The sequence below is a fragment of the Nocardia sp. NPDC101769 genome, from assembly GCF_044766925.1.
Lineage (GTDB): Bacteria > Actinomycetota > Actinomycetes > Mycobacteriales > Mycobacteriaceae > Nocardia.
Genome location: NZ_JBIWMX010000043.1, coordinates 1 through 24,044 on the forward strand (window position 1 = coordinate 1; position 24,044 = coordinate 24,044).

Here is a 24,044-nt window from a genome sequence, read left to right on the forward strand (position 1 = left end):
ACCTGCATCGTTCACCTGCTGCGAGCCTCGTTCTCCTACGCCGGCCGCCAGCACTGGGCCGCGATCGCCGCAGCCCTCAAACCGATCTACACCGCACCGACCGAAGCCGCTGCGCTGGAACGGTTCTACGAGTTCAGCGAGGCATGGGGCACGAAATACCCTGCCATCGTGCGGCTTTGGGAGAACGCCTGGGCCGAGTTCGTGCCGTTTCTGGCGTTCGACACCGAGATCCGGCGGGTCGTCTGCTCGACCAATGCCATCGAGTCGGTCAATGCTCGCATCCGATGTGCCGTGCGGGCTCGCGGGCACTTCCCCAACGAGCAAGCCGCCCTGAAATGCGTCTACCTGGCCATCATGGCCCTCGATCCCACTGGGGCAGGCCAGAAACGGTGGATCACCCGATGGAAAGCGGCGCTGAACGCCTTCGACATCACCTTCGAAGGCCGACTCACCGCCGGACGGAAATAACCCAATCAACCCGAGTTACACCGTTATCTGGACAGACCCCAGCATGGCAGGCACCAAGAAATCCTCAACGTCTCGTATCTCCACCGGCACTGCGCATGGGAACAGGACGTGCGGGTAGGGACCTACACACGCCGCTCCACCACCGAAGACAACCAGCCCTACTCCATCGAAGCCCAGGACGCCCGCCTGGACTCCTACGTCGATTCCCAACCGGGCTGGCGACACACGACGTCCTTCACCGATGACGCCTCGGGTGCGAACACCGAGCGCCCCGGCTTCCAACGCGCGCTGCAAGCCGCGCGTGCCGGACTCATCGATGTGCTCGTGGTCTACCGGGTCGACCGGTTCTCCCGCAACCTGCGCGACCTGGTCACCCTGCTCGACGAGCTGGACCGCGCCAAGGTCGTGTTCCGCTCCGCCACAGAACCATTCGACACCTCCACGCCCATGGGTCGCATGCTGGTGCAAATGCTGGGCATGTTCGCCCAGTTCGAACGCGACACCATCATCGACCGCGTCATCGCCGGAATGGAACGCAAAGCCGCCAAAGGACTTTGGAAGGGCGGCAAACGGCCCTACGGATACCGGGTCGACAAAGCCACTCGAACCCTGGTCGTGGACGAGGCCGAAGCCGTGGTTGTGCGCATGATCTTCGACCTCTACGCCTGCCGCCGTCTCGGTGCCCGTGCCGTCGCCGCGGAGTTGAACGCACGCGGGCATCGCGCCAGCACCGGCCGCGAATGGTCCGGCCACCACGTCCTGCGCATCCTCAACAGCCGGATCTACCTCGGCGAGTTGACCTTCCGGGGCACCACTGTCACCGATGCCCACCCCGCCCTCATCGACACTGCCATCTTCGACCACGCCCAATCCGTCCTCGACGCGCGCGGGGAATCCCATGCCCACCGCGCGGCCAACTCCTCGGACTATCTGCTCACCGGCCGCTTGCGCTGCCCACGCTGTGGGCGGGCCATGATCGGCACTCGCGCCACCGGACGCTCCCGCACCTACCGCTACTACACCTGCTTCAACCGTGCCCGCTACGACAGCGACAAGTGCGACTTCACCCGCCTCGACGCCGACTCCGTCGACGCTGCCGTCCTGGAAGCCTTGGGCACGTTCTACCGCACTCAGCATGATCTGATCAGCCAAGCCGTCACCGCCCAGCATCGACGCCACCACGATTCGAGTAGTGACACCCGCGTCGAACTGGACGCCGTCACCGCCGAACTCGCCAAAGCTCAGCAGGCGATCGACCGCTATCTGAATGCCTTCGAAAACGGCGCCCTCGACCCTGAGCTCCTCGCCGGACGGCTCGGCGAATTGCGCACCAAGACAACCCAGCTCGCCACCCGCCGCGACCAACTCACGATCACGCTCGACAACGAGCCCGTCGCCCCCGGGACCGCCACGCTCGACGGCATCGCTGACCACATCGCAGAAATCATCGGCACCGGTACTCGCACCCAAGCCAAGGCACTCATCGAGGCCCTCGTCGCTCAGGTCGCCATCACCGGCCCCGACCGCCTTGTTCCCACCTTCCGCATCCCACAACCCGGAAACGACATTGGGGCTGGTACCGCTTCCGCGGTACCAGCCCCAATGGAGTCGGTTCGTGCAATGACACGATTGGTGGAGCTAAGGGGACTCGAACCCCTGACCCCCACACTGCCAGTGTGGTGCGCTACCAGCTGCGCCATAGCCCCGTGTTCACTTCTCCGCCAGCGGGGCGTTGCCCTGCTTGCTTGAACGAAGTTACACGACTGGTGTCGAACAAACCAAATCGCCTGTACAGAGGCTGGCGGCGGCGATCTTCTCGATGTAGTCTCGAACGCATGTTCGATAGCCGAGAGGTGGAGGCGATGGGCGAGGAAGAGCTGATCGACGCGCTGCGGCGGGCACACGGGGCGGCGGCGTTCGCACAGGCGGCGGAAATCACAGCGGTGCGGGAGGTGTATCGCCGGCATCGGGCCGAGAATGCCGCGCCGGGGACGGGCGGGGTGCGTGCCGGGGAGTTCGCCGCGGCGGAGATCGCCGTGGCGGTGCACGTGTCGGAGGCGGTGGCGGCGGCCCTCATCGATATCGGGTTGGCGCTGGATTCCCTACCGCAGACCAAACACGCCTTCGCGGCCGGGCGGATCGACCTGTCGCGGGTACAGGTGATCGCGGACAGTCTGCGCGGCCTGCCGCACGAGGTGCGAGAAGTGCTGGAGCCCAAGTTGATCGAGGCGGCTCTGCGCTCGGATCCGGCCCGATTACGTCAGACCGCCCAGCGCTGGGTCACCCGCCTGGATCCCGAGGGTGAGACCCGCCGCCGCGAGGAACGCGAGCAGGATCGCGATGTCCGGATTCGCGCGGTGCAGGACGGCATGGCCGTATTCGACGGCCTGCTGCCGGCCGCCGGAGCCCAGGCGCTCGCCATGCGGCTGCGCGAAATGAGCCTCCAGGTCTGTGAGGCCGATCCGCGCACCATGTCCCAGCGCCGCACCGACGCACTGGTCGCGCTCGCCGACGGTTCCGGTCGCCTACGCTGCGGCTGCGGCCGGAATCTCGACTGCCCGAAGGCCGATGCCCCCACCACGCCCCGCCGTCCGCTCATCCAGGTCGGGGTCTCCGCCGAAACCCTGCTGGGTCTGCGCGACGATCCGGCCTTCCTCGCCGGCTACGGCCCCATCGACGGCGCCCTCGCCCGCACCCTTGCCGAACACGCGCGTTTCCAGGTGATTCCGGAGTATTTCCCGAATGAGGCCACCCAGGAGACGAACGCAACGGACGGAGCGGCCACCCAGCGCCCCGAGCCGGCCGACGCGCCGGGCCTCCGCACCTCGCGCAGGCCGGAGTCACGGACCATCCCGGTTCGGCAGGCTCCCTGGGAACGCGCCATGACCGCTGTGGAGTCGAAACCCGTGGCGGTACGCGCTTTTTCGAGCGCGCCGCCCCGTGAGGTCCGCGCCGTCGATGGCCTGTGCCGCTTCCCCGGCTGCACCATGCCCGCGGCGGAAACCACTCTGGTCCAGTTCGAGCCGCATCCCTCGCGAGGCGCCACAGGCCCGAATCCCGCCTACCGCGCCGTCCTGTGCACCCATCACCATCGGCTGAAGTTACTGGCCGACAGGGGAAAACACCCCTGGCGCGTCTATCTCGCGGATACCGATCGCATGCGCTGGATCGACCCCAGTGGCGAATCGCACGAGACCGTCCGCGAGGGCGCGCGCTACCTGTTCCCCCACACCGATATCGACGCACCCGCCAGGCCACACCCCTTGCGCGTCGTTCCCGACCTCATCGAAACCGCCACGACTGGAGCGCCTTTCACCCAGGACCTGGCCTACCCGATGGAATCCCACGTCCTCATCCACCCCCAGCTGTCCCGCGCCACCCCGGACAACGACATCCCCGAAACCCCCACCCGAGCCGCATCCCGCTGACCCGTAAGGTCCCCTCCCCCGACCAAGGAGCCGAGCCTCCAGCCCGGCTCCCTACCCGGGGTGCGGCTCACTTCTCCGTTCCCCCGAGGGCCGCACCCCACCCATTCCGCCCGGCATGCGGTGGCGCACGAGAACATCCGACTTCCTGTGCGCCACCGCATGTCCGCGCTCCACTGCATGTTCTCGCGCACCACTGCATGCTGGTCGCATGAACGACCACGAACCGCGCGCGGACGCCGACCTGCGGGACCCGTTGCTGTTGGAGCAGCGGCGGCAGCTCCTGCAGGATCGCCTGCGGACCCTCCGTGCGGACCTGGCGGACCTGACCGCCGCCTACCGCGATCTCCCCGATTCGGGCCTGCTGCTCGATACGCCGGGCACCGGCGCACTCACCACCCCGGCCTACTGCGTCGCCGGCGCCGCCGAGGTGTTCGACGAGGCCCTCATCGAACTCGACGCCGCCGAGGACGCGCTGGGTCGGGCGGCCACGTACACAGGTCGTCTACGCCGGCCCGTCCTCGACGTCTGAAGCCTTACCGCCCAGCCTATTTCGCCGCGTCGAGGACCCAGTTCTTGTTGTTCACGTCGACCTTCTTGCCGTCGATGAACACCGACGGGGTGGCGGCGCGATTGTTGAGGGCGTCGTTGAGGGCCTTCAGCGCGGCTTCGGCGTGGGCGCGGCCGGTGTCGGCGCGGTCGCCGGAGGTGATGCATTTGGCGACGTCGTCACCGGCGCCCGCCTCCTTGGCGATGGCGGCCAGTTCCTTGTTGTCGTGGTCGGAACCGCCCTCGGCGGGCTGCTTGGTGGTGAAGAGCAGCGAGTGGAACTTCGAGTAGGCCGGACCATCACCGGCTTGGGCGACGCATTCGTTGGCGGCCACCGCGCGGGTGGAGTAGTCCTTGCTCGCCGACCGCGAGTCGAGGAAGTTCACCAGGCGATACCGCACCGCGATCTTGCCGAGGTCGACCTGCTGGGCAATCTCCTGGCCGTAGATCTTCTCCAGCTGACCACACGCCGGGCACAGCGGATCCTCGTAGATGTCAATGGTTTTCGCATTGGTCTTGCCCAACACAATGGCTCCATCGGAATCCAGCGCCACCGACACCGCGGGATCGTGCACCGGACCGTACCCGTCGTTGCGCACCTCGTCCCCGCCGCCGCGATTCCACAGGTAGAGGGCCGCCACGATCACCGCGACCACGACAACGGCCAGCCCGGCCAGCGCGTAGGTGGTCTTGCTCGAGACCGGCCGCGGTGTGTGCTTCGAAGTCGGTTTGCTCACCCGCAACACTCTGCCCGACGCCCCCACCCGAGCAACACCCACCCCGCCCCACCAAAATCTGTTGCCGACCCGCTAGACGGGGGTGGACGCGGCTGGTTCCCTCCGGCGGAGGGTTTCCGGCGCCACCAGCCACACCGCCGACGCCGAGGCCAGTACAGCGCCGGTCACTCCGAGGGCCACGCCGTAGGAGACGCGGTCGGCGAGCATGCCGATGGCGTAGGGGCCCAGGAAGGTGCCCAGGTCGGCGGACATCTGATAGCCCGCCAGGACCGGGCCGCCGCGGGTGCCGGGGCCGATGATGTCCGCGACCGCCGCCTGCAGGGCGGGGGTGAACATGCCGGAGCCGATGCCCGCCACGCAGGAGGCGGCCAAGAGCCAGACGAGCGTGGGCGCGAGGCCGATGCCCGCGGTGCCGACTGCGCAGACCAGGGTTCCCGCGATGAGGAAGGGCTTGCGGCCCGCCGTGTCCGACCACCGCCCGGACAGGAACAGGACCGAGGCATTGCCGAGCGCGAAGGCGGTCAGCGCCACACCCGCGAGCGCGGCATCCTGCTTCAGCACCTCCACCACGATGAGCGGCACCAGCGCCATGCGCACACCGAAAACGGCTGCGCCATTGCCGAAATTGGCCCACAGCGCGGCCCGGTACGCGGGCCGGGCCAGCCCCTCGCGGAAGGTCATCACGGGCGCGCCGTTCGATTTCTCCGGCAGCGCCAGCGGGGAATCGCGCAGCGCCACATACACGATGAGGCTGGCGATCAGCAGCGCCACGCAATAGATGAGGAACGGTGCGCGCAGGCCCAGGAAGGACAGCGCACCGCCGACCAGCGGCCCGCTGATGGACCCGATCAGGAAGCTCGTCGAGTACACCCCCGAGACCCGCCCGCGTTCGGCGGGCGGCGACATGCGGATGACCAGCCCCAGCGAGGACACCGTGAACATCGTCGACCCGATCCCGCCCAGCGACCGCAATACCAGCAGCTGCCAATAACTCTGGGCCAGCGCGCACGCACCGGTCGACACCGCCACGATCAACAGCCCGGTCAGATAGACCGGCCGCTCCCCGAGCTTCTGCAACAACCGACCCGCCAGCGGCGCGAAGATCAACCGCATCAACGCGAACGCGCTCACGATGAACGAGGCCGCCGCCACCCCCACATCGAAACTCCGCGCGAACTGCGGCAACGCCGGTGCCACCAACCCGAACCCGATGGCGATCGTGAACGCCGACCCCACCAGCACCCAGATCTCCACCGGCAGCCGATGCCGCCCGCCCACGGGCCCCTCGACCTCACTCACCGCAACGCACCGCCCACCCCGAACCGTCTGACGCACACACTGATCCATCCATTCGCCACACCTGACCGAAGGCCGAGCTATTCACCCGTGAGGGCGTGCCCGACGATCTCCTCGGCCGCGGCCTGGACCTGCACGAGGTGCTCCGGGCCCTGGAAGGATTCGGCGTAGATCTTGTATTTGTCCTCGGTGCCCGACGGGCGGGCGGCGAACCAGGCGTTCTCGGTGGTGACCTTGACGCCGCCGAGGGCCGCTCCATTACCCCGGGCTCGGGTCTGGATGCCGGTGATGGGCTCGCCGGCGATTTCGGTCGCGGTGATCATGTCCGGCGTCAACGCCGCCAGGCGGGTCTTCTGTTCCGGGGTGGCGGTGGCATCGACGCGGGCGTAGGCGGGTGAGCCGTAGCGTTTTTCGAGTTCGGTGTAGCGGGTGGACGGGCTCTGCCCGGTGACGGCGGTGATCTCCGCGGCCAGCAGCGCGAGCAGGATACCGTCCTTGTCGGTGGTCCACACGGTGCCGTCCATGCGCAGGAACGACGCGCCCGCGGATTCCTCACCACCGAAAGCCAGGCTGCCGCTGAACAATCCGGGCACGAACCACTTGAACCCGACCGGCACCTCGTACACGTCGCGGCCGAACACGCCGACCACCCGGTCGATCAAGGAGGACGTCACGACCGTCTTGCCGATCTTGGTGAGCGCGTCCCACCCCATCCGGTTGGCGATCATGTACTCGATCGCGACCGCCAGGTAGTGGTTCGGATTCATCAGTCCCGCATCGGGAGTCACGATTCCGTGCCGGTCCGCGTCCGCGTCGTTGCCGGTGGAAATGTCGTAATCATCGCGAATCGCCACGAGCGAGGCCATGGCGTACCGCGACGAGGGATCCATCCGGATCCGCCCGTCGGAGTCCAGCGTCATGAACCGCCAGGTCGGATCGACGAACGGATTCACCACCTCGAGCTCGAGGTCGTACCGCTGCCCGATCTCCTCCCAGTAGTCCACCGAGGCCCCGCCCATGGGATCCGCGCCCAGCCGAATCCCGGCGCCCCGAATGGCGTCCAGGTTCAGCACATTGGGTAGGTCCGAGATGTAGCGGTCCAGGTAGTCGTAGCGCTCCACATTGCCGGCCAGCGCCTGCGCCAGCGACGTGCGCTTGACGTCGGCGAGCCCGGTGCGCAGCAGCTGGTTGGCGCGCGCGGCAATGGCGTCGGTGGCGATGGTATCGGCGGGACCGCCGTGCGGCGGGTTGTATTTGAACCCGCCGTCGCGCGGCGGATTGTGCGAGGGCGTCACCACGATGCCGTCGGCCTGATACCGGGTCCCGCCCCGGTTGTGCCGCAGCACGGCGTGGCTCAAAGCCGGTGTGGGCGTGTACCTGTCGCGCGAGTCGATGACGGCGGTGACGTCATTGGCGGCCAGCACCTCCAGCGCGGTGGTCCAGGCGGGCTCGGACAGCGCGTGCGTATCCCGCGCCAGATACACCGGCCCGGTGATGCCGCGCGACGCACGGTATTCCACGATCGCCTGGGTGATGGCCAGGATGTGCGCCTCGTTGAAGGCGCAGTCCAGGCTCGACCCGCGATGACCGGAGGTGCCGAAGGACACCAGCTGCGCGGGATCCGACGGATCCGGAATCCGGCTGTAGTAGGCCGTCACCAAGTGCGCGATGTCCTCGAGGTCCGTGGCCCTGGCCGGTCGTCCGGCTCGATCGTGGGCCATGCTCGCACCTCCCTTCCGTATCGCCTGCGCCCGGCTCGTCATGAGAATCACGGCCATACCCACTGCCCGAGGAAGGCACCGAGGTAGGCCGCGGCCAGGCTTGCGCCGACGCCGATCACGACGTTCGCCACCGCATAGCTGTAAGCGCCCTCCTCGGCCAATCGAACCGTTTCGTAACCGAACGTACTGAACGTGGTCAGCGCGCCGCAGAACCCCGTTCCCACGGCAGCCAGGAGCCAATGATTTGCTCCCGCACCGATCAACGCGCCCAGCACGGCCGAACCGCCCATGTTCACCGCCAGTGTGCCCAGGGGGAGAACACTATCGAATCGATGGGCCAGCGCGCGATCCACCAGATACCGGGTGGGCGCCCCGAAGAGCGCGCCGAGGATCACCAGCAGCCCTGTCACCGCCGCACTCCGGCGAATACTTCGACCGGAGAGAGCGCCACCGTCACCGAATCCAGCAGGTCCGCATTGCTTTCCACGAAGGCCCGCAGCCGTGCGGTGTCGTCGATGATCATCACCATCACCGGCAACCGCTCGGCCAGATCGAGCAGCCGGGCGGTGTGGATATGGGAGGACACCCCGTAGCCCTCGACACCGCGCCAAACACTGGCCCCGGCCAATCCGGCATCCCGGGCACGCCGCACGATCTCGTGGTAACGGGGCCGATGCCGATAGGTGTCGTCCTCGCCGAGCAGCACCGTCAGCCGAGACGCGGGTACCCACTGCCGAACCATGTCACTCATCGTCTGCCCCCAATCGTCGTGCCGTCTCCGATACCCATCGTGTCGCACTCACGCCCAGCACGACCGAAATCAGCCCTGTCACCACAGTTCCCCCGAGGTAGGCCAGTCCGGCGCCGACCCGGCCCGATTCGAGCAGTGTACGAACTTCCACCGCGTAGGTGGACATGGTGGTGAATCCGCCGAGAATGCCGACTCCGAGAAAGGGCCGCAGCAGCCGGTGCGCCACCCAGATCTCGGTGATACACACCATCAGTACCCCGATGAGGAAGCAACCGATCACGTTGACCGCCAAGGTCTGCCACGGAATCGAACCGCGGTGCGGCACCCACAGGCTCGCGGCGTAGCGCGCTTCCGCACCGATCGCGCCGCCGAGGGCGATGACACCGAGCAGGGCGGTGTCCACACCTGCGACTCTCACTGCCACCGCCCCTCCTCTCCAATTAGCCAAATAGTTGCTGTTCGGTGTGTTACTGAAGCCGAAGAGCCGTCCGGAACTGCGAGGATAGTGCCGCTTGCCAGGAGTTGTCCCACCGGCCTCGAGGAGTCGCGTTGGCGGTGCGGCAGTCGATCAGAAAGCTGCTGGTCCAAGGGTTCGGAATCGCCACGGTACCGGTGGCCGCCATGGCTGCCGCCCCCGCCGCCCAGGCCGGGGCGATTTACCCGGTTTCCCCCCGGACGGGTTCGACTACGCCGCAGAGAATCTCGACGCCGCCCAGAACGGTGATGTCCCCAATGCCCGCCTGGCACCCAACCATCCCTGGCCAGGAGCGACGGTGTGGCAACTGCTGTTTCACTCCATCGCCCCGACTACGCGCCCGAGCTGCCGATCGTCGGCGTCGCGGAGGGCGGCGCACCGGTGAATCCGGCCTGGCCCCGCCCTCCAACTGCCGCTGATCACGGTAAGCCGAAAAAGAAGCGGCCCCACTCACTTTCGTGAGCGGGGCCGCTTCCATGTCCGGAACTCAGTGCGCCAGAACGGGTTCGCCCTCGGCCGGGACCGGCGCCTGGTTGGGCATGATCAGACCGGTGATCACCGCGCCGACCACGAAGATAGCGGCGGCCCACCAGAAGGTGGTGGTGTAGCTCTTCACGGCGGCCTCGGCCAGCACCGCCGCCGACGGCGGCACATGGCTCGACGCGTAGTTGTCGAAGGCCGTCGCGGCCAGCGTGCTCAGCAACGCGGTGCCGATGGAACCGCCGACCTGCTGGCTGGTGTTCACCATGGCCGAGGCGACACCGGCGTCACTGTGGTGCACGCCCGAGGTCGCACCGCTGAAGGCCGTCGACATCGCCATACCGAGACCCAGGCCCATCAGGACCAGGCTGGGCAGGATGTGGCTCGCGTAGCCGGTGTCCACGCCGATGCGGGTCAGCAGCACCATTCCCACTGTGGCGAGCAGGAATCCGCTCACCACGGTCACCTTCGGGCCCACCCGGGGAATCAGCAGGGCGGGCACGGTGGTGGAGGCCGCCACCATGCCGGCGACCATGGGCAGGAACGCCACGCCGGTCCGGATCGGCGAGTACCCCAGCTGCTGCTGCATGTAGTAGGTGAGGAACAGGAACATGGCGAACATGCCGATGCCGATGGTGAACACCGTGATGTAGGACGCACCGCGGGTCTTGTCCAGCACCACGCGCAGCGGCAGCAGCGGATGCGCGACCCGCTGTTCCAGCCAGGCGAACACGCCGAGCAGCACCACGCCGCCGATCAGGAAGGACAGCGTCAGGCCGTTGGTCCAGCCGTCCGACTCGGCGTGCGAGAAGCCGTAGACGATGGCGAACAGCGCGGCGGTCACCGCCAGGGTGCCGGGCAGATCCAGCTTGGGTCGCTCGGTGGCGGTGTGCTTGGCCAGCAGCAGCACCGCGCCGACCAGCGCGATGGCCGCGAAGACCAAGTTCACGTACATCACCCAGCGCCACGAGGCCCACTCGGTGAGCGCGCCGCCCAGCAGCAGGCCGAGTGCGCCGCCGGCGCCGGCGATGGCACCGAAGATGCCGAAAGCCTTTGCGCGCTCGGCGGGTTCGGTGAAGGTGACGGTCAGCAGCGAGAGCGCGGCGGGCGCGAGCAGCGCGGCGAACACACCCTGCGCGACGCGGGAGCCGACCAGCACCTCGAAGTTGCCGGCCGCGCCGCCGACGGCCGAGGCGACCGCGAAGCCGACCAGGCCGGTGATGAAGGTGGTGCGCCGCCCGAACAGATCGGAGAGCCGTCCGCCCAGCAGCAGCAGGCTGCCGAAGGCGAGCGCGTAGCCGGTGATGACCCACTGCCGATCGCCATTGGAGAAGCCCAGGTCGGCCTGCGCGTGCGGCAGCGCGATGTTCACGACGGTCGCGTCCAGCACGACCATCAGCTGGGCGACGCCGAGTACGGCGAGCACCCACCAGCGCAGCGCGTGCGATCCGCGCCGCGGCGCGGCGGCCGGTGCCGCGACCTCTTTCTCGAGAGCTGTCGTCATGGTGGTTTCCTCGTCCCCTAGGATTAGCGGAGAACCGTTCTCCGCTTACCGGTAAAAGCTATCAGCAAAACGGAGACCGGTCCTCCAGATAATCCCGATTGCTGTTAGGATCAGGGTGTGAATCACGTCACCACCGCGCCCCCACCTCGGCGTCTGCGCGCGGACGCCGCCCGCAATCAGCAGCGCATCATCGCGGCCGCCCGCGAGTTGTTCGCCGATCGCGGGCTGGAGGTCACCCTCGACGATGTGGCGGAACGCGCCGGCGTCGGCGTCGGCACCGTCTACCGCCGCTTCGCCAACAAGCAGGAGCTCATCTCCGAGGTCTTCGACCAGATGGTCACCGAGCTCGCCGGGGCCGTGGATGTGGCACTACACCATCCGGACCCGTGGGAGGGCCTGGTCGACCTGTTCGAGTACTCGTGCCGGCACGTCGCGGTCAACCGCGGCTTCGGCGAGGTCATCCTCGAATTACACGACAGCATGGATCGCTTCTGCGCCATGAAGGATCACATCCGGCCCGGCATGCAGGCGGTCATCCAGCGCGCCAAGGACGCGGGCGCGTTGCAGCCCGACATCGAGGCGGGCGACTTCTTCGCCTTGGTGAACATGGTCGACGGCATCGCCGGATTCGCCCGGCCGGTCAATCCCCAGGTCTGGGAGCGCTATATGGCGCTGATTCTCAATGGCGTGCGTGGCGACGGCGTGCCCCGCCTGGCACTGGCCCAGCCGCCGCTCACCGAGGACGAGGTGGAGCGGGCAAAAGCCGCGGCATATACCCCGCGCAAACGGTAGCGCACATCACACTCGCGGTTTAAAGTTGGTCGCATGACCAACTCTTGGGTGAACTGGGCCGGGGATCAGAGCTGTACCCCGGCGGCCATCGCCGAACCGAGCTCGCCCGAGGACGTCGCGGCAGTACTCGCACAGGCCGAAGCGAACGGCCACACCGTCCGGGTCGCCGGATCGGGACACTCCTTCACCGAGACCGTGCTCACCGACGGCACGCTCCTGCGCCTGAACAAGCTGGACCGGATCCTGAACGTGGACCGCGAATCCGGGCTGGTCCGGGCGGAAGCCGGTATCACGCTCAATGCCGCCAGCAATGCGCTGCATCCGCTGGGCCTGGCCTTCCCCAACCTCGGCGACATCGACGTGCAGTCCATCGCCGGCGCCACCGCGACCGGCACCCACGGAACCGGATCCAAGCTGCAGAACCTCTCGGCCGCACTGCATTCCGTCGAGCTCACGCTCGCCGACGGCAGCCGGGTCGAACTCAACGAGCAAACCGACCCCGACGGCTGGCGCGCCGCCCGCGTGAACGTGGGCGCGCTGGGAGTGGTCACCGCCGTAACCCTGCAGATGGTGCCGTCCTTCGTCCTCGAGGGCGTCGAACGGCCGGTCCCGGTCGAGGAGGTGCTGGCCGATCTCGACAGCTACGTCGAGGGCAACGAGCACTTCGAGTTCTACATGTTCGCGCACAGCCCGCTGGCAATGACCAAGCGCAACAACAGAGTCGAGCTGCCCGAGCAACCGCGCGGCAAAGCCGTGGACTGGTTCTCCGACATCCTCATGACCAACTACACCTTCGACGCGCTGTGCCGCCTCACCCGCCGCCGCCCGAGCCTGATCCCGCTGGTCCAGCGCAGCGCTGCCTACGCGGGCAGCTACCGCCGCCAGGTCGAGCGCTCCTATCGGGTCTTCGCCAGCCCCCGGCTGTTCCGCTTCACCGAGATGGAATACGCACTGCCACGCGAGCATTCGGCCGACGCCATCCGCGAGATCAAGGACGTGGCCAAGCATTTCGACACCCCGATGCCGATCGAGGTGCGCTGGGTCGCCCCCGACGACGCCTTCCTCTCCCCCGCCGGCGGCCGCGAGACCTGCTACATCGCCGTGCATCAGTACCAGGGCATGAACTACGAGCCGTATTTCCGCGCCTGCGAACGCGTCTTCGACCGCTACAACGGCCGCCCGCACTGGGGCAAGCGGCACTTCCAGACCGCCGAGACCCTGCGCGAGCGCTACCCGGACTGGGAGAAGTTCGCCGAGGTCCGCCGCCGCTTCGACCCGAAGGGGCGCTTCACGAACGAGTACATCGAGCGCGTCCTGGGTCCCGTGCACTGAAAGTGCTGGCTACCGTGCACTGAAATGAGTGCCGATGGCGCACCGAAAGAGGACTACTATCGGTTGCTAAAAGATCGCTGTAACTGCCCGAGCGTGACCAACGTAGGGAGGTTCCGATGTCTTCTTTCGGCGACGGGATGAACGAGGCGACCTCGGACATGTCCGGCAGGGCCCGTCACAGGGCCGAGGACATGACCGGCAATGCCGAGCACATGACCAAGCGGATGGAAGAGCGGCTCGAGCACGCCACCGACGACGTGAAGGACAAGGTCGGCGGGTTCATGGGCAGGATGAAGGAGAAACTGAGCGGCGGATCGAAGTAGAGGAACACGACAATGCCCACCAATGACGACTCCGATGACAAGGTCGAGCGCCTTGCCGATGACCTGCGCACCACCGCCGACGATCTGACCACAGACCTCGGGGTCACCGCCTCCGACCTGCGAGAGCGAGCCGAATCAGCGGCAGGAGCGCTGGCCGAGCGGGCCAGCGGAGCCGCCGCCGAACTGGCCGACCGGGCACAGAGCGCGGCCGCCGATCTCGCCGATATGGCGAAAGCCTTCGCCGACAAGATCACTCCCGAGGATCTCCAGAGCACCCTGGAAACGGTGCGCGCCAACCTCGACCACGCCGCCCAGGACGTGCTCGCCGCGGTCAACGAGATCGTCACCGCCCTCAAGAACAGGGCCGGCGGAAAGTAATCCGCCCAGCCCCGGTTCCGGGCCACACGGCCCGGAACCGGGGCTGTTCGCTTCTGCCCGCCGGCTTCGTTCGTTCCGGAGGGTGCACCTCCGGTGAGCGCAGCGCGCGGATGAACATGCTGTCCACGGGTGGCAATCCGGAACCGCCTGCCTGGAGCCGCGCCTTCTGGACCTGCGAGCAGGGTGCGGTGGCGTTGGCGCTCGTGAAGACCTTCCGGGCCGAGCGCGGGAGCTGACCCGGCCCGCGGATTTGCCAATTGTGTGCCAGACCCCGACCAACCGTCCGGAGTGATGCACGTCAAGGGGGGTATGCCATGGACACACCACTCCGCGACCAGCCCTTAAACTCCCATCCGAAAGATAACGAAAACGTCTCGGATTGGATCTGCGCGCATCATGCTCAAGGGCTTCAAAGACTTCCTGATGAGGGGCAATGTCATCGATCTCGCGGTGGCCGTGGTCATGGGCACGGCCTTCACCGCCATTGTGACCTCGGTGACCAAGGGTGTGATCGAGCCGCTCCTGGCCACCCTCGGCGGCAACAGGGAATACGGTCTGGGCTTCCAGCTCCTGTCCGACAAGCCGTCCACCTTCGTCGCCCTCGGTCCGATCATCAGCGCCGGCATCAACTTCCTGTGTGTGGCCGCGGTCCTCTACTTCGTGCTCATCCTCCCGATGAACACCCTCAGGAACCGGCTCGGCAAGCCCACCGCGGTGAAGGCCGATCCCACCGAGCTGGAGCTCCTCACCGAGATCCGCGACCTGCTGGCGAAGCAGAACGCGAACAAGTGAGCCGGGCACCCCGGGTAGTCTTAGCCAGGTTGTTGCCAGAAGCTTGACCCATGCCTAGCCGAGGAGGCGGAAAACGTGGGCCGCATCCCACCCCGGGAACAGCCGGACGATCTGGCGGACCGGGTGGCGCCCGCGCCGGCGAGCCGGTGGGCCATGCTCGCTGTGCTGTGCGCGAGCCTGCTGCTGGTGGCGATGGACGCGACGATCCTCAATGTCGCGCTGCCGTCGCTCATCGATCACATGGCACCCACTCCGATGGAACAGCTCTGGATCGTCGACCTGTACGGCCTGGTGCTGGGCGGCCTGCTCATCACCTGCGGCGCGATCGGCGACCGCTACGGCCGCAAGCGGCTGTTCCTGTCCGGCTTCGTGCTCTTCGGCCTGGCCTCGGTGGTGGCGGCGACCGCGCACACGCCCGCGCAGCTCATCGCGGGACGCGCGCTGCTCGGCGTCGGCGGGGCCATGGTGATGCCGTCCACACTCTCGCTGATCCGCAATATCTTCGCCGATGACCGGGAACGCACCCTGGCCATCGGCATCTGGGCCTCGGTGGCCGGTGCGGGCGCGGCCATCGGCCCGCTGGTCGGTGGCCACCTGGTCGAGGCGTTCGGGTGGTCGGCGGCCTTCTGGCTGAACGTGCCGGTGGTGATCGTCACGGTGGCCGCCGGACTGTGGTTGCTGCCGGAATACAAGGCGCCGCAGCGCGGCAGCCTGGACTGGGCGAGCGCGGCGCTGTCGGTGCTGGGCGTCGTGGCGCTGGCGTGGGGCATCAAGCATGTGTCCAAGGGCAATCCGGCCCCGATCGATCTGGTGATCTTGGCCGCCTCGGTGCTCCTGCTGGGGTTGTTCGCCTATCGGCAGCTGAAGTCGCCGGATCCGCTGCTGGATGTGCGGCTGTTCCGCAATCGCGCGTTCACCGCGGCGGCACTGGCCACCCTGCTGGCCATGCTGGCCATCGGCGCGGCACTGTTCCTGATCTCGTTGTGGCTGCAGTACATTCACGGCTACTCGCCCTCCCAGGCGGGCATGCGCACGCTGCCCGCGGCGCTGGCCACCCTGTTCGGCTCGCTGTCCACCCCGTGGCTCATGCAGCAGGTGAGCGTGCGCGCGCTGATGGGCGTCGCGCTGGGCGCGCTGGCTGGGGGCTTCGCGGTGCTGGCGGCGGTGCCGGACACCACCTATCCGATCGTCGCGCTGGTGCTGGTGTGCCTGGGCATCGGCGACGGCATCGCCATCACCACCGCCGCCGCGGTGCTGGTATCAGCGGTGCCGGCCGAGCGCGCCGGGCAGGCGGGCGCGGTCGAGGAGACCAACTACGAGCTGGGCATCGGCCTGGGCGTCGCGCTGCTGGGCAGCATTCACGGTCGTCTGTTCACCGGCCACATGACCGGATTGCCGCTACAGGGCAGCGATCTGGCCGAGGCGCGCGGCTCGGTGGGCGGCGCGGCCTATATCGCGGAGAAGATCGCCGGGCCCACCGGTGACGAGGTGCTGCGCATCGCCCAGCACGCCTACGATGCCGCGCTCACCACCACCTCCTGGATCTCGACCGCCATGGTGGGCACGGTCGCGGTGCTCACCGTGATCCTGGTCCCGCGTGGCTTCAAGGCCACCGCCACGCACTGATCGGCACGCCGTATCCGGTTATGCCAGTGACACTTTGAGCTGGGCCAGTGCCGAGCGGATGCGAGCCTTGACCGCCGGCAGCCCGATGCCCAGTCGCGCCGCGACCTGTGGGTAGGTGAGGCCGTCGTAGAACGCCAGCACCACCGACTCGCGCTGGTAGGGGGTGAGTGTGGCCAGGCCGCGGCGGATGGCGCGCTCGTCGTGGCGGCGCAGGATCTCCTCGGCCACCACATCGATGGCGGGCCGGTAATCGCAGAGGCCCCGGCGGTGTTCGTGCCCGGCCGCACTGCATTCGCGCCGCACCCGGTCCACCGCCTGATGGTGGGCCAAGGTGGTGAGCCAGGTCAGGGCATTGCCGCGGGCCGGGTCGAAGGCGGCGGCGCTGCGCCAGACCTGCAGGTAGACCTCGTGACAGGTTTCCTCGGCATATCCGGTGTCGCACACGATGTTCAGGACTCGCGAGTAGATGAGGCCGCGGGTGCGGCGGTAGAGCTCCTCGTAAGCATCCCGATCGCCGGCGCCGATGCGGCGCACGAGCTGGTCGAATTCACTGCCGCGCCGCGTGGATCGGGAGGTGGTGGGCCGGATGGATGGGGCGGGACTGGAATGAGTTACGGGATGGGTAGCGGAATATTGCGGTGCACGTGAGGAATTCACGATTGCCCCCAGATCGACGGAAAGCGAGTACAGACTTGCCGAACGAGCCGTCGAGGACTGGGACGGTCGCAAACCGCGAACGGAAACCGGCCGGGGACAGGGGCTTTCGGTTCCGCCAACTCTCCAGGCTACTCCACGATCACCCTATTCCCGCCAGGATCTATTTTCGGGGATGGAATTCCGGGCAAAGTGTGCGAATATCTCGCGGATCAAATCCGAAGGCCCAGTTCGACTATGCCCTGGGCGACCGCGTGCACGGTGACGCGATTGCGCCGTGCGTGGGCGCGGATGAGTGCGAAGGCGGCTTCCGGGGTGGTGTGGTGGGCGTGCGCGATCACGCCCTTGGCCTGTTCCACCACGATGCGGGTGGAGAGGGCGTGCTGTAGCTGCTCGGTCACCCGCTGATGGCGCTGCACCAGATTGGCGGTGACGATGTGGCCGGTGGCCATGCCCGCCAGCAGGGTGGCGACCGAGAGGTCCCTGCCGGTCCAGTGCCGCGGATCGCGCGAATACAGGCTCAGCACGCCGGCCTCGGTGTCGTCGAGGCGCATGGGGACGGCGGCTACCGAGGAAATCCGGTGCCGCCCGGCCAGACTCGTGTACTCCGGCCACATGTCGCCATAGCTACCGATATCGGTGACGGTCACCGGCGCGCCGCAGACGTGGGCGACCACGCCGGGTCCGCGAGCGTGATCGCGCTGGCAGACCTCGAGATCCAGCAGTTCCTCGGGGATGCCACCTAAGAGTTCCGACTGGTCACCCCGCAGTTTTGGGGACAGCGCCACCGTCACACCACCCGGTTCCAGCACATCGATGGCACTGTGCATCAATTCGTCCAGAATATGGGGCAGTTCGGTTGCCGCCGGTAGCAGGCGCGCGAACCTGGCCAGCACCGCCACCAGCAACTCACTGTCGGACACCGTAATCACCCCTCGGCAAACGCCGGGGCGCCCGCCATGAAAGTCTTCCTGTGCCGCTCTTGCCGTCAGCTCATGGTATTTGCCGGGCAGGGTGCTGCGGAACAGTTGCGCTCATTCGGCTTCGATCCGAATCTCACGCTCCACCACCCGCCGTGCCACCTCCACCAGGGAAAGCCCATGGGTGAAGGCGTATCCGCGCAGGCGGGCATAGGCATCGGCGATCTCGATGCCGAGCCGGGCGCCCGTCATCCCGGCCGCCTGGTGAATCCACCTGCTGGACAACGGCTGTGCCCACTGCCGGGCGTCGTCCCCGGTGGCCAGCACCAGACTGGCGGTGACCAGATCCGTGATGTGCAGCGCCGCCGACAGCAGTCGCGGCCCCGGCCGCCCGACCGAATCGCGGTACAGATCCACCGCGCCGAGCCGAATCGCTCCCAGCCGCAAGGGCACTGCGAACAGGGAACCCGACACCGGCTCCCCCGAGAGAGCCTCGGCGAACCCGGGCCAGTGCTCGCAGTCCGCGCTCAGATCGGTCACCACCACCGGCACCCCGTCGGCCACCGCAGAGACCGCGGGCCCCTCCCCCGCGGTGGCCTGCGCCTGCTCCACCCGCTCGGCGAATCCGTCACTGGCACACCAGGGTTGCATGCCGGCGTCGCGTTCCTCGAGCACGATGGCCGCGCGCCGGACCGGCAGCACCCGCACACACGCGGTGCACACCGCGCCCAGCCCGCCGCCGGTATCACGCACGGCGCGCAGGAACTGTCCCGTCAGCTGATCGAACTGCGACGAAGCCATCACCATCGAACCGCCCCACAATCATCGCCCGGCGATGGGTAATTCGGTGCCCGGGGCCAGTATCACCGTCACAGCTCGACACTGAACAGGGCCGAAAGTCACTGTGGCGGACGGTCGTCAGGGCTGGTGGGCCACGCCGAGCCGGGACAGGCCGCGCAGGTCGTAGGTGTGGGTGGCGACCGCGCCCAGTAGCAGACCCAGGGTCAGGCCGAACACCGTCATCCAGATGCCGGTGCTCAGACCCGCCTCCAGGTGCCCGTCGAAGAACAGGATGGCGCGCACCGACAGGTAGATCTGGTGCATGGGCTCGAAGCTGGACAGCGCGGCGATCCACCGCGGAATCGCCTCCACCGGAATCGAACCCGAGGAGGACGGCAGGCCCAGCACCACGAAGACGATCATGTTGATCAGCAGGCCCGCGGTGCCGAAGGCCGCCAGCACCGACAGCCCGGTCACCCCCACCGCGATGATGGCCAGCGCGCCGTAGAGGAACAGCGGCAGCGGCTGGTCGATCGGCATGCCGAAGATCCTCGCGATACCCATGAACATGCCCGAGAGGACCGGGGCGGTGATGATGGTGATGGCCCACTTCACCAGCAGGGTGTGCCAGCGGCTGATGGACGCCGGCTCCGGCGCGCGGAACCACGGGCCGAATTCGGCCGGGGCGTAACCGAGCACGTTGTCGATCATGGAGTGGATGATCATGGCGCCGCTGAAGCCCGCGAACAGCAGCACGAGGGTGTAGAAGAAGGCCGACAGGCCCTGGCCGGTGCCCGCGGGCAATGGCCGGTACGGGCTGACCACGATGTCGATGGGCTTGGCCAGCTGCAGCCGTGCCGCGCCGGACAATTCGGTGGCGGGAGCGCCCGCCCGGGGCGCCAGCTTGGCCTTCACCTGATCGGTGAGCTGCGTGCCGACGGTCGTATTGACCTGTGCCATCGCACGATCGGTGATGCGCTGCATGATCGAGGACGCGTAGGTGCCCGCACGCGGATTGGTCTGCACGGTGATGACCGGGCGCTCCACGTCGCCGGGGACCACCGAGGCCGCCGCCAGAATGGACAGCCGCTTGGTGAAGTCGCTCGGAATGATGATGGCGCCGTAGATCTGGCCGTTGCTCAGCTGCTGGCGGGCGTCATTGATGCCGACCAGCCGCAGATCGATCTTATTCTTCGGAATCTGCTCGGTCAGCGCGCCGGTGATCTGGTCGCCGACATTGACGGTCCTGCCGTCCATCACGTCGCCCACATCCTGATTGACCAGGGCGATTGGGAAGTTGTGCAGGTTCTTCTCCGGGTCGGAGGTGTAGCCGAGGTACATGGTGCCGATCAGCGCCGCGAGCAGCGTGAGCACCAGCATCGGGCCGATCCAGCCGCGCAGCGGCACGGCCCGCCGGGCCGGGGTCGCCGCCGGGGTCACCGTGGCCTCCGGGCCGGTGGGGGCACTGTCATTCGCCATGCGACGAATGTAGGCAGCGACAACAAAGTAGTCAACGTCAACATCTCCGAATGTGTCCTATATCCTGCTCTCACCATGAGCATCGCCAAGCGCAAAGCCCGCGAGGTGGTGGAGCGCGCGCGGTCCTACCACCACGGGGACCTGCGCGCCGAACTACTCCGGCGCGCCGAGGAGACCCTGCGCGGCGCGGGTGTCGACGGCCTGTCGCTGCGACAGCTCGCCCGCGACACCGGCGTCAGCCACGCCGCGCCGAGCCGGCACTTCCGCGACAAGCAGGCACTGCTGGACGCGCTGACCGTAGCCGGATTCGAGCGGCTCGGAGCCGGATTCGAACAGGCCGCCGCCACCGGCGCCTTCCTGGAGCGCCTGCGCGCCATGGCGCACACCTACCTGCGCTTCGCCATCGACAATCCGGCGCTGCTGGCACTCATGTTCGCGCGCAAGAACAGTCCGACTCCGGCCATCGGCGAGGCCGCCGCGCGCGCCTTCACCGTCCCCATCGAAATGGTCACCGACGCGCAGGCGAGCGGCGAGGTGGTGCCCGGCGACGCGCGGCGCATCTGCCTGTCGGCGGTCGCCGCGCTGCACGGGCTGGCCGCCATCATGGGTTCGGGCCTGGTCGACGCCGAGGAGGCCGACGGTCTCTTCGATGAGATGGTCACCCACATGATGAACGGTTTGCGTCCGCGACGCTGACGCCGCGTCCGCGAACCGGGCTGCGGAGGTCCGCGAACCGGAATCCGTGGGCCCGCACCCGTAACCTTTCAGGCGTGACGATCGAGAAACGACAGTGACGATCGAAGGCAGGCAGTACGGCGGACGCGCCGTGACCGAACGAAAAGCCGAGCGCCGGCAGCGCTTCCTCGACGCGGCCATCCAGATTTTCGGTGAGCGCGGCTACGCCAACTGTTCGCTGGCCGATGTGTGCGCGGCCGCCGGACTGTCCAAACGCCAGTTCTACGAGGAGTTCCAGACCCGCGAGGACGTGCTGGTCGCGGCGTACGACCAGATCCAGGACCAGGCCGGCGCCGCGCTGGCCACAGCCCTGAGCGCCATGGGACCGGACCCGGACCCGACCGACACCGTGACGCGGGCCCTCTCTGCGTTCCTCGGCTCGATCGGCACCGACCCGCACCGCGCCAAGGTCGCCTTCGTCGAGGTGGTCGGCGTGAGCGAGCGCATGGAGCAGCACCGGCGCGATCGACGGCACGCCTGGGTCGCCACCCTGTATCTGGCGGTGGAGCCGCTGGCCGGTTCGGGCGCGCGCGTGCGCGGCACGGGCGAGCTCGCGGGCAGCGCCCTGATCGGCGCAATCAACGGCCTGGCCCACGAGTGGCTGCTGTCCGAACCGCGCCCGCCGGTGAGCGACCTGGTGGAAGTGCTCGTCCCGATGGCGGTTTCGCTCATCGTGCGGGATCCGGCCTAGGCGGTCACCTCACACTGAGCCGGTCACATCAGCTGCCGTATGAAGTAGGTGTACTCCAGCGCGCTGGTGTGCGCCTTCTCGTCGTTGTTCGCGCCGGCCCCGTGGCCGCCCTGGGTGGCCTCGTAGAACAGGTACGGATCGCCGAATTCGGCTAGTCGGGCGGCGAATTTACGCGCGTGCTGGGGCCCGACCCGGTCGTCCTTGGTGGTCGTCCAGATCAGCGGCTCGGGGTACTTCACGCCCTTCTTCAGCTGTGCGTACGGCGAAATGGACGCGAGGAAGGCACGTTCGTCCGGATCGGCCACCGATCCGTACTCCCCCACCCAGGACGCGCCCGCCGCAATCTGCTCGTAGCGGACCATGTCCAGCAGCGGAACCTGGATGTCCACCGCACTCCACAGTTCCGGATGCTGCGTGAATTCGACACCCATGAGCAGCCCGCCATTGGACCCGCCCTGGATCCCCAGCCGCCGCGGCGAGGTGATCTTACGCGCGACGAGATCGCCGGCCACGGCCGCGAAGTCGTCGAAGGCCTTCTGCCGGTGGGTCTTCAGGGCCGCGTCGTGCCAGGCGGGCCCGTATTCGCCGCCCCCGCGGATGTTCGCGATGACATACGCGCCGCCGTGTTCCAGCCACGACTTGCCGAGCAGCCCGTTGTAGCCGGGCGTGGACGAGGAGGCGAAGCCGCCGTACCCCCACAGGATCGTCGGGGTGCTGCCGTCATAGGGCAGCGCGGCCGGATGCACGATGAAGTAGGGCACCTTGGTCCCGTCGGGCGAGGTGGCCTTCAGTTGCTCCACGACGAACCCGGACGAATCGAACCGTGCCGGTGCGGTCTTCACCTGGCTCAGCCGTCCGGCCGCGGTGTCCAGGCTCCAGATGGTGGCCGGGGTGAGCATCGAGGTGACCGAGAGGTAGGCCGTCTCGCCCTGGGAATCGGCGTCCACGCCGGAGACGGTCGCATTGTCCGGCAGGGGAACCGGTGTGGACGTCCAGTCGCCGTCGGGCTGTGGAGTGTAGACGGTGGCGCGGCCCTTCACGTCGTAGAGCGAGATCACCACGACGTGGTCCCGGGTCGTCATGACCCCTTCGAGGGTCTCCTGCGGCCCGGGGTCGTAGACGAGGGTGACCTTCGGCTGATCCGGGTGCGCGGTCAGGTCGTCGGCATCGAGGGACACCAGTGAGCCGGACTTGAAGGTAGCGCCACCGGTGGTCCAATCCTGTTGCAGCGCAACCAGGACCCGATTGCCGACCATGCCCTCGAGCCCGGACTTCGGCGGCAGCCCCAGCCGCACGGGCTGCGCGCCGGCGAGCAGGCTGACCTCCGACTCGTAGAACGACGGCCGCCGCTCCACCAGGTTCATCCGCCGCCCGGTCCCGTTGTCCAGCAGCACCGCCGCGGTGGCGAGCCCATCGCCCTGGCCACCGCGGGCGACCTCCACCGCCTGGTCGAGCCTCTGCCCGCGCCCCAGGCGCTTCACGACGTATGGATAGCCCGAGGTGGTCTTCTCCCCCGGCTGCCATTCCCGCGACACCAGCAGCGTGTCGGTGTCCACCCAGGCGGCGTTCTGCTTGCCGCGATCGAGCACGAATCCACCGGCCACGAACGTCCCTGTCCCCAGATCGAATTCGCGCAGTGTGACGGCGTCCTCGCCACCCTCGGACAGCTCGACCAGGCATCGCCGATGGGTGACCGGGTCGCAGGACATGCCCTTCCACACCCAGTTCTTGCCCTCGTCGCGGGCCAGGGCGTCCAGATCCAGGACGGTGCGCCACTGTGGTTGCGGCGATTCGTAATCCGCGACCGTCGTCTCCCGCCAGATGCCCCGCTGGTGGTCGGCGTCCTGCCAGAAATTGCCGATCATCCCGTCGTGGAACTCCGGCACCGGCAGGCGATCGGCCGCGTTCGCCAGCGCTTTCGCCTGGGCAAGATTGTCGGTGTAGTGCGGATCCTGTTCCAGCACATCGAGAGTCTTCGTGTTCTCGGCCGCCACCCACGATTGCACGCGAGGACTGTCCAGCTCTTCGAGCCACTGATACGGGTCGCTCGCCGTGCTCGATCCCCCGCACGCGGCCAGCAGAACCACCGCCAGACCCGCGAGGGCGGCCCGGATTCCGCTCTTGCTCCCCACCATG

23 protein-coding genes, 1 tRNA gene and 1 pseudogene are annotated in these 24,044 nt (G+C 67.8%); 12 read left to right on the forward strand and 13 right to left on the reverse strand.

Going from position 1 to position 24,044, the window contains the following annotated elements; genetic code table 11:
• Both ACIRRA_RS40290 and ACIRRA_RS40295 read left to right on the forward strand, forming a co-directional pair.
• A partial coding sequence (locus tag ACIRRA_RS40290) for a transposase (RefSeq protein WP_402779726.1) occupies positions 1-468 on the forward strand: 468 nt, incomplete at its 5' end.
• 108 nt (positions 469-576) lie between these two features.
• A pseudogene (locus ACIRRA_RS40295) lies at positions 577-1,521 on the forward strand (recombinase family protein); the annotation flags it as partial.
• 577 nt (positions 1,522-2,098) lie between these two features.
• On the opposite strand, the gene ACIRRA_RS40300 reads toward ACIRRA_RS40295, so the two are convergent.
• A tRNA-Ala gene (locus ACIRRA_RS40300) sits at positions 2,099-2,174 on the reverse strand.
• A gap of 129 nt (positions 2,175-2,303) precedes the next feature.
• Here ACIRRA_RS40300 and ACIRRA_RS40305 point away from each other — a divergent pair.
• Positions 2,304-3,896, forward strand: coding sequence for a DUF222 domain-containing protein (locus ACIRRA_RS40305; protein WP_402779728.1), 1,593 nt, complete (start codon positions 2,304-2,306; stop codon positions 3,894-3,896).
• Between the two features lie 208 nt (positions 3,897-4,104).
• Positions 4,105-4,425, forward strand: a complete 321-nt coding sequence (locus tag ACIRRA_RS40310; RefSeq protein WP_402779730.1) for a hypothetical protein — start codon at positions 4,105-4,107, stop codon at positions 4,423-4,425.
• Positions 4,426-4,441: 16 nt separating this feature from the next.
• Here ACIRRA_RS40310 and ACIRRA_RS40315 read toward each other — a convergent pair whose 3' ends face one another.
• The 7 genes from ACIRRA_RS40315 to ACIRRA_RS40345 all read right to left on the reverse strand — a co-directional run bounded on the left by ACIRRA_RS40315 (position 4,442) and on the right by ACIRRA_RS40345 (position 11,406).
• The gene (locus ACIRRA_RS40315; RefSeq protein ID WP_402779733.1) at positions 4,442-5,179 is read right to left on the reverse strand and encodes a DsbA family protein; all 738 of its coding nucleotides are present in this window, start codon (positions 5,177-5,179) and stop codon (positions 4,442-4,444) included.
• Between the two features lie 72 nt (positions 5,180-5,251).
• Entirely contained in the window at positions 5,252-6,478 is a 1,227-nt protein-coding gene (locus ACIRRA_RS40320; RefSeq protein ID WP_402779735.1) for an MFS transporter, read from the reverse strand.
• Positions 6,479-6,555: 77 nt separating this feature from the next.
• Positions 6,556-8,196: a phosphoglucomutase (alpha-D-glucose-1,6-bisphosphate-dependent) gene (pgm, locus tag ACIRRA_RS40325; protein WP_402779737.1), complete on the reverse strand. Its 1,641-nt coding sequence runs from the start codon at positions 8,194-8,196 to the stop codon at positions 6,556-6,558.
• Positions 8,197-8,243: 47 nt separating this feature from the next.
• Entirely contained in the window at positions 8,244-8,606 is a 363-nt protein-coding gene (gene crcB, locus ACIRRA_RS40330; protein WP_356999605.1) for a fluoride efflux transporter CrcB, read from the reverse strand.
• Positions 8,603-8,947 (reverse strand): DUF190 domain-containing protein, encoded by a 345-nt coding sequence (locus tag ACIRRA_RS40335; RefSeq protein ID WP_356999608.1) that lies wholly within the window; start codon positions 8,945-8,947, stop codon positions 8,603-8,605. Before ACIRRA_RS40335 ends, crcB (ACIRRA_RS40330) begins: the two co-directional genes overlap by 4 nt.
• Positions 8,940-9,371, reverse strand: a complete 432-nt coding sequence (gene crcB / locus ACIRRA_RS40340; protein ID WP_402779741.1) for a fluoride efflux transporter CrcB — start codon at positions 9,369-9,371, stop codon at positions 8,940-8,942. Before crcB (ACIRRA_RS40340) ends, ACIRRA_RS40335 begins: the two co-directional genes overlap by 8 nt.
• A gap of 538 nt (positions 9,372-9,909) precedes the next feature.
• Entirely contained in the window at positions 9,910-11,406 is a 1,497-nt protein-coding gene (locus tag ACIRRA_RS40345) for an MFS transporter (protein ID WP_402779743.1), read from the reverse strand.
• 117 nt (positions 11,407-11,523) lie between these two features.
• Here ACIRRA_RS40345 and ACIRRA_RS40350 point away from each other — a divergent pair, with 117 nt between their 5' ends.
• The 6 genes from ACIRRA_RS40350 to ACIRRA_RS40375 all read left to right on the forward strand — a co-directional run bounded on the left by ACIRRA_RS40350 (position 11,524) and on the right by ACIRRA_RS40375 (position 16,649).
• A complete protein-coding gene (locus tag ACIRRA_RS40350) occupies positions 11,524-12,198 on the forward strand; it encodes a TetR/AcrR family transcriptional regulator (protein WP_402779745.1) in 675 nt (224 codons plus the stop codon).
• Positions 12,199-12,231: 33 nt separating this feature from the next.
• Entirely contained in the window at positions 12,232-13,530 is a 1,299-nt protein-coding gene (locus ACIRRA_RS40355; protein WP_402779747.1) for a D-arabinono-1,4-lactone oxidase, read from the forward strand.
• Positions 13,531-13,646: 116 nt separating this feature from the next.
• Positions 13,647-13,853 carry a hypothetical protein gene (locus ACIRRA_RS40360; RefSeq protein ID WP_402779749.1) on the forward strand — a complete coding sequence of 69 codons (207 nt, stop codon included), beginning with the start codon at positions 13,647-13,649 and terminating at the stop codon, positions 13,851-13,853.
• 12 nt (positions 13,854-13,865) lie between these two features.
• On the forward strand, positions 13,866-14,231 hold the full coding sequence (locus ACIRRA_RS40365; RefSeq protein WP_402779751.1) for a hypothetical protein: 366 nt from the start codon (positions 13,866-13,868) through the stop codon (positions 14,229-14,231).
• Between the two features lie 396 nt (positions 14,232-14,627).
• Complete coding sequence (mscL, locus tag ACIRRA_RS40370; RefSeq protein ID WP_402779753.1) at positions 14,628-15,023, forward strand: large conductance mechanosensitive channel protein MscL; 396 nt, start codon at positions 14,628-14,630, stop codon at positions 15,021-15,023.
• A 75-nt stretch (positions 15,024-15,098) separates the two neighbouring features.
• Positions 15,099-16,649, forward strand: coding sequence for an MFS transporter (locus ACIRRA_RS40375; protein ID WP_402779755.1), 1,551 nt, complete (start codon positions 15,099-15,101; stop codon positions 16,647-16,649).
• An 18-nt stretch (positions 16,650-16,667) separates the two neighbouring features.
• Here the strand turns inward: ACIRRA_RS40375 and ACIRRA_RS40380 are convergent, their stop codons facing one another.
• From ACIRRA_RS40380 to ACIRRA_RS40395, 4 genes are all read right to left on the reverse strand, one after another.
• A complete protein-coding gene (locus ACIRRA_RS40380) occupies positions 16,668-17,183 on the reverse strand; it encodes a sigma-70 family RNA polymerase sigma factor (protein ID WP_402779757.1) in 516 nt (171 codons plus the stop codon).
• Between the two features lie 332 nt (positions 17,184-17,515).
• Complete coding sequence (locus ACIRRA_RS40385) at positions 17,516-18,226, reverse strand: ANTAR domain-containing protein (RefSeq protein WP_402779759.1); 711 nt, start codon at positions 18,224-18,226, stop codon at positions 17,516-17,518.
• Between the two features lie 111 nt (positions 18,227-18,337).
• Entirely contained in the window at positions 18,338-19,024 is a 687-nt protein-coding gene (locus ACIRRA_RS40390) for a GAF and ANTAR domain-containing protein (protein ID WP_402779761.1), read from the reverse strand.
• A gap of 117 nt (positions 19,025-19,141) precedes the next feature.
• Positions 19,142-20,482, reverse strand: coding sequence for a DUF3533 domain-containing protein (locus tag ACIRRA_RS40395; RefSeq protein WP_402779763.1), 1,341 nt, complete (start codon positions 20,480-20,482; stop codon positions 19,142-19,144).
• A gap of 75 nt (positions 20,483-20,557) precedes the next feature.
• Between ACIRRA_RS40395 and ACIRRA_RS40400 the strand changes: the two genes are divergently transcribed.
• Both ACIRRA_RS40400 and ACIRRA_RS40405 read left to right on the forward strand, forming a co-directional pair.
• Positions 20,558-21,178, forward strand: a complete 621-nt coding sequence (locus tag ACIRRA_RS40400; RefSeq protein WP_356999648.1) for a TetR/AcrR family transcriptional regulator — start codon at positions 20,558-20,560, stop codon at positions 21,176-21,178.
• A 130-nt stretch (positions 21,179-21,308) separates the two neighbouring features.
• A complete protein-coding gene (locus tag ACIRRA_RS40405; protein WP_402779766.1) occupies positions 21,309-21,908 on the forward strand; it encodes a TetR/AcrR family transcriptional regulator in 600 nt (199 codons plus the stop codon).
• A 23-nt stretch (positions 21,909-21,931) separates the two neighbouring features.
• Here the strand turns inward: ACIRRA_RS40405 and ACIRRA_RS40410 are convergent, their stop codons facing one another.
• Positions 21,932-24,043 (reverse strand): prolyl oligopeptidase family protein, encoded by a 2,112-nt coding sequence (locus ACIRRA_RS40410; protein ID WP_402779768.1) that lies wholly within the window; start codon positions 24,041-24,043, stop codon positions 21,932-21,934.
• Position 24,044 lies beyond the last annotated feature (1 nt).